Source organism: Streptomyces sp. NPDC044002 (assembly GCF_056434525.1).
In genome coordinates this window covers 1-9188 of record NZ_JBWKEZ010000127.1, presented here as the reverse complement: position 1 = coordinate 9188, position 9188 = coordinate 1, and the positions used below count along the sequence as shown (strand labels likewise).

General features: G+C 72.5%; 8 protein-coding genes. 1 reads left to right on the top strand and 7 read right to left on the bottom strand.

Annotated elements, in window-relative coordinates:
- Positions 1–162: 162 nt before the first annotated feature.
- The 6 genes from AC07A6_RS40755 to AC07A6_RS40730 all read right to left on the bottom strand — a co-directional run bounded on the left by AC07A6_RS40755 (position 163) and on the right by AC07A6_RS40730 (position 5162).
- A complete protein-coding gene (locus AC07A6_RS40755; protein WP_478780461.1) occupies positions 163–927 on the bottom strand; it encodes an endonuclease/exonuclease/phosphatase family protein in 765 nt (254 codons plus the stop codon).
- 69 nt (positions 928–996) lie between these two features.
- A complete protein-coding gene (locus AC07A6_RS40750; protein WP_362473158.1) occupies positions 997–1938 on the bottom strand; it encodes an ROK family glucokinase in 942 nt (313 codons plus the stop codon).
- Positions 1939–1999: 61 nt separating this feature from the next.
- Positions 2000–2476: a DUF5304 domain-containing protein gene (locus AC07A6_RS40745; protein ID WP_478780460.1), complete on the bottom strand. Its 477-nt coding sequence runs from the start codon at positions 2474–2476 to the stop codon at positions 2000–2002.
- Positions 2477–2543: 67 nt separating this feature from the next.
- Positions 2544–3698, bottom strand: coding sequence for an ArsA family ATPase (locus AC07A6_RS40740; protein ID WP_478780459.1), 1155 nt, complete (start codon positions 3696–3698; stop codon positions 2544–2546).
- Positions 3699–3838: 140 nt separating this feature from the next.
- The gene (locus AC07A6_RS40735; RefSeq protein ID WP_007263665.1) at positions 3839–4282 is read right to left on the bottom strand and encodes an SRPBCC family protein; all 444 of its coding nucleotides are present in this window, start codon (positions 4280–4282) and stop codon (positions 3839–3841) included.
- A gap of 97 nt (positions 4283–4379) precedes the next feature.
- The gene (locus AC07A6_RS40730; protein ID WP_478780458.1) at positions 4380–5162 is read right to left on the bottom strand and encodes a metallophosphoesterase family protein; all 783 of its coding nucleotides are present in this window, start codon (positions 5160–5162) and stop codon (positions 4380–4382) included.
- 254 nt (positions 5163–5416) lie between these two features.
- Between AC07A6_RS40730 and AC07A6_RS40725 the strand changes: the two genes are divergently transcribed.
- On the top strand, positions 5417–7213 hold the full coding sequence (locus AC07A6_RS40725) for an AMP-dependent synthetase/ligase (RefSeq protein ID WP_362473145.1): 1797 nt from the start codon (positions 5417–5419) through the stop codon (positions 7211–7213).
- 12 nt (positions 7214–7225) lie between these two features.
- On the opposite strand, the gene AC07A6_RS40720 is transcribed toward AC07A6_RS40725, so the two are convergent.
- Positions 7226–8833: a GMC oxidoreductase gene (locus AC07A6_RS40720; RefSeq protein ID WP_478780457.1), complete on the bottom strand. Its 1608-nt coding sequence runs from the start codon at positions 8831–8833 to the stop codon at positions 7226–7228.
- Positions 8834–9188: the final 355 nt, after the last annotated feature.

Sequence of the window (9188 nt, the reverse complement as noted above, 5' to 3'; positions counted from 1 at the left end):
CGCGAGGTCTACAAACACCTCACCCAGCCACCAACCACAGCCAACCCCCTCCCACACACCACTTGACGATCCATAGGAGCTTCAGGCCGGCACGAACCGGAAGGACGATGGGACTGACGGGAAGCCCCCAACCCACTCTGATCCGGTCCGTGGGGATCCCGCTCACCCAGCCCCCGCCGGTACCCGCAGGGCCGCCAGGACCGGGAGGTGGTCCGTGGCGGCGCGGAGGTCGGGGGTGGTGACCCCAGGCAGCCCCGCGGGGACTCCGCAGGCCAGGACTTCCACCCCCGGGGAGGCGAAGACGGCGTCGATGCGGCGGTTCGGGGCCGCCGAGGGGAAGGTGTCGCCCTCGCCCCACGGGGAGACCGCCCAGCAGTCCTGGAGCGCCCCCGACAGGCGGCCGAAGGCGGGACCCCCCGCCGCCTCGTTGACGTCGGCCGCCGCGATCACGTGCGGCGCGCCCAGGGCGGCGGCCCGGTCCAGGAGCAGCTCCGCCTGCGCCCGCCGCTCCGCCGCGTCCAGTGAGAGGTGGGCGCTGACCACCCCGACGCGGGCGGCGCCGAAGCGGACGACTGCCGTGGCGAAGCCCCGGCGGTGCAGGCCGGGGGTGCGCGGGAGCAGGACGTCCTCGGTGCGCTCCACGAAGGCCCGTAGCGAGCACAGCAGCAGCGGTCCGGCCGCCGTCGCTCCCCCGCCGAGCACCACGAGGTCGGACTTCGCGGCGAGCCTCGCCGCGTGCTTGCGCCAGCGGAAGAACCGGGGCGCTTCCTGTACGAGGACCAGGTCGGGGGCGCAGGCGCGGATGATCCGGGCGAGGGCTTCCTCGTCGTCGCGCAGCGAGCGGATGTTGTAGCTGAGCGCCCGGATGACGGCCGAGCCGTCGGGCTCGGTCACGGACTTCGGCAGCGTGTGCAGCGTGTGCGGCATGCCCCGAACATACGCAGCTGCCCGCCGCTCCCACAGGGGGCACGGCGGGCAGTCGCGGCGAAAGGGGGGTCAGCCCTGGCGGGCCAGGTCGGCGGCGCCGACGAGGCCGGCCTTGCCGCCGAGCTGTGCGGCGAGTACCTGGGCGTGGGGGCGCCAGGCGCCGCCGACGAGCCAGCGCTTGAAGGACTTGCGGATCGGGTCGAGGACGAGGTCGCCCTCGTCGGAGACGCCGCCGCCGACGATGAACGCCGAGGGGTCGAAGAGGGAGGCGAGGTCGGCGAGGCCGGCGCCGGCCCAGCGGGCGAGTTCGCGGAAGGCGTCGATGGCGACGAGGTCGCCGGCGCGGGCGGCTTCGCTGATGTGCTTGCCCTCGATGCCGTCGGCGGTGCCGTCGCCGAGGCCGAGGAGGATCTCGGCGTTCTCGGGGGTGGCGTTGGCGCGCTGCTTGGCGTAGCGGACGAGGGCGCGGCCGGAGGCGTACTGCTCCCAGCAGCCCTGGCTGCCGCAGCCGCACAGCAGGCCGTCGGGGACGACCCGGATGTGGCCGAACTCGGCGGCTACGCCGAAGCGGCCGCGGCGCAGCTTGTTGCCGATGATGATGCCGCCGCCGAGGCCGGTGCCGAGGGTGATGCAGATGACGTCCTCGTGGCCCTGGCCGGCGCCGAAGCGGTATTCGCCCCAGGCGGCGCAGTTGGCGTCGTTCTCGACGACGACGGGCAGGCCGATGCGCTGTTCGACCTTGTCCTTGAGCGGTTCGTGCCGCCAGTTGATGTTCGGTGCGAAGAGCACCGTGGCGCGCTTGTCGTCGACGTATCCGGCGGCGCCGATGCCGACGGCGTCGATGGTGTGGCTGCTGCTGACCTCGGAGACGGCGGCGCAGATCGCCTCCGTCACGCCGTCCGCGGTCGGCGGGGTGGGCACCTTGTACGTCTCCAGGATGGTGCCCTCTTCGTCGACCACGCCGGCCGCGATCTTCGTGCCGCCGATGTCGACGCCGATGGTGAGTCCCATTAGTCCCTCGGTTTCCGGTCAAACCCCGCCACGGCCAACCGTACACGGGCCCGGCGGAGGTTCAGTCGAGATCGATTCGCTGGGCCGGGCCCGTACCGGGGCCGTCGTCGCCCTTGTCGCCGTTGTCGGCGGGTCCCCGGGGGGCGGGGGGTTCGTCGTGGGTCCAGCGGCGCTCGTGGTTTTCGACGGCGGAGCGGTAGGCGGCGAGGAGTTCGGATCCGGCGGCGGCGAGGTGGCCGAAGACCTCGGGGTTGCGTTCGATGACGGGCTTGGCGGCGGTCTTGGCCTGGTTGACGAACTGGCGTACGACGTCCTGGGCGGCGGTGCCGACGGCACCGACGGCGGGGTTGTTGAGGGAGGAGACCTTGTCGGCGACGGCTTCGAAGAGTTTGAACAGCTCTTCGGCGGCGGTTCCGGTGCCCGGGCCGGCGGAGCCGGAACGGGACGACCTGCGGCGTTCCTTCTCGGCGGCGAGGTCCTCGGTGCAGGCCCGCGCCCAGGCGTCGTCGGCGTCGGGGTGGTCGGTGGCCTCGCTCATGGCGGACTCTCCTGGCGGCAGCTGCGGTGGGTCTTCCTTCGACGGTACCCGAACGGCGGTACGGGTCTCAGCGCTCCCTCGGCCACAGCCGCGGGTCCGGGGTGAAGCGGACGCGGAGGGCGCCGTCGGCGAGGGCGGCGCCGGAGACGGTGCAGCGGCGCAGTGCCGAGGGCAGCGGAACGATCCTGCGGTGCGGTCCGGCGGCGACGAGCAGTTCGTCGCCGCGCCGGATCAGGTCGAGCTCGCTCTTGCGGGCGCGGGGCAGCGGGATCGCCCAGACGAGCACCCCGTCGTGGGCGAGCCGGTCCTCGACGGTCCAGCCGGGGCCGGGTGCGGGGGCGGGGCCGGGTGCGAGGTTCCGGGCGGCGTCGAGGGCGGCCAGGTCGTCGGTGCCGCGGGGGTCGCGGCCGAGGTGGGCGAGCTCGCGGACGGGGAGGCCGGGGCCGGTCCACGCGTCGAGGCAGGTGCGCTGCCGGTCGGCGATGCCGGCGGCCCAGGGGTGGGCCGCGGCGGCGTCCGGCGGTACGAGCCGGTTGGCCACGAGGGACTCGGTGCGCAGCTCGTGCAGGGCGAGCCCGAGCATTCCGGCGCGCAGGGCGGTGTCGGCCGCGGGGCCGGGCTCGGCGACGAGGCGGATGCGGGTGGTGGGGGCCTCCACGACGGCCTGGACGGCGGCGAGCTCCTCGTCCCAGCGGGCGGCGGTCTCGTAGAGCCACTGCGCGGGCATGGGCACTCCGGCGAGCTGGGCCAGGACGGGGCGCAGGGCGCGGGCGGCCTGCCGTTCGGCGGGGAGCAGCCGGGTGAGGTAGTGGCGGAGCTGGGCGGGGAGGGCGAGGGTGGCCACGGCCTGGTGGAGCGGGGGCATGTCCACGACGACGAGGTCGGTGGCGGGTGCGGCGGCGGCCCGGCGCAGGGCGCGGAGCAGGGCGAACTGTTCGGCGCCGGGGAGTTCGGTGAGTTCCTCGGTGCCGAGGGGCCGGCCGCCGAGCATGCCGATGAGGGAGGCGCCGCGTTCCTGGAGGGCGGCGAGTTCGGTGCGGAACTCCCGGCCGGAGTCGACGGGGGTGACGCGCAGTCCCGGGACCGGGTCGGGGAAGGGGTCGGCGTCGGGGCCGCACAGGAGCAGGACCCGCTGTCCCCCGCGTGCGGCGGCGAGTGCGGTGGCGGCCGCGACGGTGCTGCGGCCTGCGCCTCCCGGGCCGGTGACGAGGAGGGTCTGCATGGTGGTGCCGTGCCTTTGCTGTGCCGGTGGTTCCGGTGCGGGTCGGGGGGTGCCGGGGCGGGCCGTCGGCGCGCCGGTCCGCGCCCGTGCGGCCCCTTCCGGGCGCCGCGCGCGCGGTGTCCCGGAGGGGGCCCGGGGTGTCAGGGGCGGGGGGTCTCGACGCGCTTCTTGAGGCCTGCGAGGGCGCGGTCGATGATGACCTTCTCGGCCTTGCGCTTGATCATGCCCAGCATGGGGATCTTGACGTCCACGGTCAGCTGGTAGGTGACCTCGGTGCGTCCGCCGTCCAGCGGGGCGAGGCGGTAGGAGCCGTCGAGCTGGCGCAGCATCTGGGACTTGTCGAGGGTCCAGCTGACCTCGTCGGCGCCCTTCCAGGTGTAGGCGAGGGTGTGGTCGTCCTTGATGGCGCCGGCGTCCAGCAGGAGGCGGACCTTCTCGGCGCGGCCTTCGGCGTCGGTGGCCAGTACCTCGGCCTCCTTCACCTCGCCGGTCCACTCCGGGTAGCGGGCGAAGTCGGCGATCACGGCCATCACGTCGGCCGGGGAGGCGTCGATGGTGATGCTTGAGCTGGTGTGTTCCGCCATCGCGGTGGCTCCTCCGGGGGGAGATTCGAGGAAGTGTGCGGCCCGCGGCCGCCGCGTGCAGGCTACCGTGCGTGTGGAGCTCACCACTCCAGGGAGGTCACCACTCCAGGGCCCAGGGCTTTCCGGTGGCGGCGAAGTGGCCGACGTTCACGCACTCGGTGGCGCCGATCCGGGCCCGGCGGGCCAGCGGCTGGTGGACGTGGCCGAAGAGGGCGTAGCGGGGCCGGGTGCGGCGGATCGCGGCCAGCAGGGCTTCGCTGCCGCGTTCGAAGCGGCGGGCGACGGTGTCGTAGCAGAGTTCGGGGACCTCGGGCGGGATGTGCGAGCAGAGGACGTCGACCTCGCCGAGGGCTTCGATCTTGGCGGCGTATTCCTCGGGGTCGACCTCGTAGGGGGTGCGCATCGGCGAGGGGAGTCCGCCGCCGACGAAGCCGAAGACGCGGCCGCCGATCTCCACGCGCTGGCCGTCGAGGACGGTGGTGCCGGGTCCGGCGTACTCGCTCCACAGGCCGGGGATGTCGACGTTGCCGTACGTGGCGTACGTCGGGCTGGGGAAGGCGGCGAACATCTGCGCGTACTGCCGCCGGACCGCTTCCTCGATCATCCGTTCCCTGTCGAGTCCGTCCCACAGGCGGCGGCCGAATTCACGCGCTTCCGCGAAGCGGCGGGCGGTGCGGAGTTCGACGATGCGGTGGGCGTTCTCGACGCCGAAGAGGTCGGGGAAGATGCCGCGGGAGTGGTCGGCGTAGTCGAGGAAGAGCACCAGGTCGCCGAGGCAGACGAGTGCGTCGGCGCCGTCTCCGGCGCGTGCGAGCGCGTCGGTGTTGCCGTGTACGTCGCTGACGACGTGGACCCGCGTACGACTCTTCCTGCCACCCATGCGCTCACCCTAGGGGGGCCCGGCTCCGGCCGGGTAGAGGGAGGGTCGCAGGCGGCCGGACCTGCGGTTACTTCCGAGTCGCGAACACGGTCGACTACTGTCGGCAGCGTATTGGCGGGTCTTGCGGCCCATCGCGATGTACAGAATGTGACGCACGGAACATCTGGCCGGTTCCCTCTATCGGGAACCCACTACCGGTGGGTAACGTCCGGTCGGTCCACACGGTGGCGATGGCGCCCAGAGGAGCAGCAGTCTTGCGCGAGTTCAGCCTTCCGGCCCTTTACGAGGTCCCGTCGGACGGGAACCTGACGGATCTCATCCGCCGCAACGCCGCCCAGCACCCAGACACCGCCGTCATCAGCCGCAAGGTCGACGGCCGGTGGCAGGACGTGACGGCGGTCGAGTTCCTCGCCGAGGTGCGGGCCGCCGCCAAGGGCCTGATCGCGTCGGGCATCGAGCCCGGCGACCGGGTCGCCCTGATCTCCCGCACCCGCTACGAGTGGGTGCTGTTCGACTTCGCGATCTGGACCGCGGGCGGCGTCACCGTCCCCGTGTACGAGACCAGCTCCCCCGAGCAGATCCAGTGGATCCTCGGCGACTCCGGGGCCGTCGCGGCCATCGTGGAGAGCCCCGGGCACAGCGCGAACGTGGCCTCCCTGCGGGACCGGCTGCCGGAGCTGCGCGAGGTCTGGGAGATCGACCAGGACGCCCAGGGGGCCCTGGTGGCCGCCGGTGCGAAGGTCACCGACGCCGAGGTGGACGCGCGCAGCGCCCTCGCGGTCGCCGACGACCCGGCCACGATCGTCTACACCTCGGGCACCACCGGCCGCCCCAAGGGCTGCGTGCTGACCCACCGCAACTTCTTCGCCGAGTGCGGCAACGTGGTGGAGCGGCTGAAGCCGCTCTTCCGCACCGGCGAGTGCTCCGTGCTGCTGTTCCTGCCGGCCGCGCACGTCTTCGGCCGCCTGGTGGAGGTGGCGGCGGTGCTGGCGCCGATCCGCCTGGGCTGCGTACCGGACATCAAGAACCTCACCGACGAGCTGCAGTCCTTCCGCCCCACGCTGATCCTCGGCGTGCCGCGCGTCTTCGAGAAGGTCTACAACTCGGCGCGGGCCAAGGCGCAGGCCGACGGCAAGGGGAAGATCTTCGACGCGGCCGCCGACACGGCGATCGCGTACAGCCGGGCGCTGGACACCCCCTCGGGCCCGTCCTTCGGCCTGAAGCTGAAGCACAAGCTCTTCTCGAAGCTCGTCTACTCCAAGCTGCACGCCGTCCTCGGCGGGCGCGGCGAGTACGCGATCTCCGGCGGCGCCCCGCTCGGCGAGCGCCTGGGCCACTTCTTCCGCGGCATCGGCTTCACGGTCCTGGAGGGCTACGGCCTGACGGAGACCTGCGCGGCCACCGCCTTCCTGCCGTGGGACAAGCAGAAGATCGGCACGGTCGGCCAGCCGCTGCCCGGCTCCGTGCTGCGCATCGCCGACGACGGCGAGGTGCTGGTGCACGGCGAGCACGTCTTCAAGGAGTACTGGAAGAACGAGGCGGCCACCGCCGAGGCGATGACGGACGGCTGGTTCCACACCGGCGACGTCGGCACCCTCGACGAGGACGGCTACCTCAAGATCACCGGCCGCAAGAAGGAGCTCATCGTCACGGCCGGCGGCAAGAACGTCGCCCCCGCGGTGATCGAGGACCGGATCCGGGCGCACGCGCTGGTCGCGGAGTGCATGGTGGTCGGTGACGGGCGGCCGTTCGTGGCCGCGCTGGTCACGATCGACGAGGAGTTCCTCGGCCGGTGGGCCGCGGAGAACGGCAAGCCGGCCGGGGTGACGGCGGCGGAGCTGCGCGAGGACGCGGAGCTGATCGCCGCCGTCCAGAAGGCCGTCGACGACGGCAACGCGGCGGTGTCCAAGGCGGAATCGGTGCGGAAGTTCCGCATCCTGGGCTCCCAGTTCACGGAGGAGTCCGGCCACATCACGCCGTCGCTGAAGCTGAAGCGCAACGTGGTGGCGAAGGACTTCGCGGACGAGATCGACGCCCTCTACCGGGGCTGAACGCCCGGCGGGTCAGGGCTGGGCGAGGATCCGTTCCATGTTCCGCTCGGCGAGGGCCGTGATCGTCACGAACGGGTTCACGCCGAGCGAGCCGGGTACGAGCGACCCGTCGAGCACGTACAGCCCCTGGTAGCCCTTGACCCGCCCGTAGGCGTCGGTGGCCTCGCCGAGGACGCAGCCGCCCAGCGGGTGGTAGGTGAAGTCGTCGGCGAAGGCCTTGTTGTCGCCGAAGAGGTCGTAGCGGTAGATGGTGACGTTGCGGCGGTTGATCCGGTCGAAGAGGTTCTTCGCCGCCGCGACCGCCGGGGCGTTCTGGCCCCTGGTCCAGTTCAGCCGGGCCGAGTCGGTCGCGGCGTCGTAGGTGAAGCGGCCGCGTTCCGGGTTCCTGGTGATGGCCAGGTACATCGAGATCCAGTGCTCGATGCCCATGGGGAGCGGGGCGATCTCCGCGAAGACCGGGTTGGCCGCGTTGTCCCAGTCGTCGATGCCGAGGGCGGGCATGGTGGCCTGGTTGCAGCCGACCGTGTCCCACAGGTGGTTGGCGCGGGCGGTCATGACGTTGCCGTTGGGGCCCCAGCCGAGCCCGACCTTCTCGCTGAGCGCGGGCAGCGCGCCGGTCTCGCGGGCGCGCAGCAGGATCTCGGTGGTGCCGAGGCTGCCGGCGCCCAGGAACAGCTGCCTGCAGCCGAGTTCGCGGACCTGGGTGACGCGGCCGGCGAGGTCGCTGGTGTGGACGGTCAGGACGTAGCCTCCGGCCGGGTCCTGGCGTACGGCGACCACCCGCTGCATGGTCTCGATGGTGACGTTGCCGGTGCCGAGGGCGGCGGCGAGGTAGGTCTTGTCGACGCTCTTCTTGCCGTGGTTGTTGCCGTAGATGACCTCTCCGGCGAGGGCGGAGCGGGTGGCGGTGCCGGCGGCCTCGCGCTTCATGTACCCGAAGTCGTAGACGTTGGGCACGAAGGTGGTCTTCAGGCCGGTGTTCTGGGCGTGCTTTCTGGAGATCCGGGCGAAGCGGTACCACTCCGTGGACTCGAACCAGGCCGGGTCGATGTCGTTGACGCCGAGCATGGCGCGGGCGCGGGGGTAGTAGGTGCCGTACATCTCCTCGGCGTCCACCCCGGGGAACACCTCGGTGAAGTAGGAGCGTCTGGGGGTCGGGGCCATGCCGCCGTTGACGAGTGAGCCGCCGCCGACGCCGCGGCCCACGTAGACGGACATGTCGCCGTAGTTGACCCGGTCCAGGACGCCGGGGTAGGGGCTGATGTCGCGGTTGACCACGTCGAGCCAGAGGAACTGGGCGAGCGGGGCCTCGGTGCGGGTGCGGAACCACATGGAGCGCTGGTCGGGCGCGGAGGTGGAGGGGAACACCTTGCCGTCGGGGCCGGGGGTGTCCCACAGCCGCCCCATCTCCAGGACGACGGTGCGCACGCCGGCCTGCCCGAGGCGCAGCGCGGCGACGGCGGACCCGTAGCCGGAGCCGACGACGACGGCGGGCGCGTACGGGGCGGCGGGGGGTTCCGCGGCTTGGGCGGCGCTGAGGCCGATGCGGGTGATGCCGAGGGCTGCGGCGGTGCGGAGGGCGTTGAGGCCGAGTTGACGGCGCGTCAGGTTGCGTGTCATGGCCGCATCATGAGCGGATTCCGCCCAACCGGCCATAACTCGCACTGCCACGCATGTGAGTAACAGTCAGACATGTGTGGACCGTAGCCGGGCGGGGGTGGATGACCTCCGGTCTGCGCGATTCCGCCCGGGATTGGCCGCGGTTGAGCGGGATGGTCGCCTTCTGTCGCTTCCTGACGCCCGTCCGGAGGCGCGGCCGGTGGGGTCGGGTGCGGGTGGTTGTCCGCTGCGCGGTGCCGGGTCCCCTACCCGCCCTTCGCCCGTTCCCCGGGCTCCGCCCGGACCCCTCCTGGGGGCTCCGCCCCCAGACCCCCGCGCCTCAAACGCCGGCGAGGCTATAGATAGCCCCGCCGGC

Excerpts from the sequence above, each read along its gene's own strand:
- AC07A6_RS40755 (WP_478780461.1), bottom strand. The coding sequence starts at position 927 with ATGCCGCACACGCTGCACACGCTGCCGAAGTCCGTGACCGAGCCCGAC.
- AC07A6_RS40750 (WP_362473158.1), bottom strand. The coding sequence starts at position 1,938 with ATGGGACTCACCATCGGCGTCGACATCGGCGGCACGAAGATCGCGGCC.
- AC07A6_RS40745 (WP_478780460.1), bottom strand. The coding sequence starts at position 2,476 with ATGAGCGAGGCCACCGACCACCCCGACGCCGACGACGCCTGGGCGCGG.
- AC07A6_RS40740 (WP_478780459.1), bottom strand. The coding sequence starts at position 3,698 with ATGCAGACCCTCCTCGTCACCGGCCCGGGAGGCGCAGGCCGCAGCACC.
- AC07A6_RS40735 (WP_007263665.1), bottom strand. The coding sequence starts at position 4,282 with ATGGCGGAACACACCAGCTCAAGCATCACCATCGACGCCTCCCCGGCC.
- AC07A6_RS40730 (WP_478780458.1), bottom strand. The coding sequence starts at position 5,162 with ATGGGTGGCAGGAAGAGTCGTACGCGGGTCCACGTCGTCAGCGACGTA.
- AC07A6_RS40720 (WP_478780457.1), bottom strand. The coding sequence starts at position 8,833 with ATGACACGCAACCTGACGCGCCGTCAACTCGGCCTCAACGCCCTCCGC.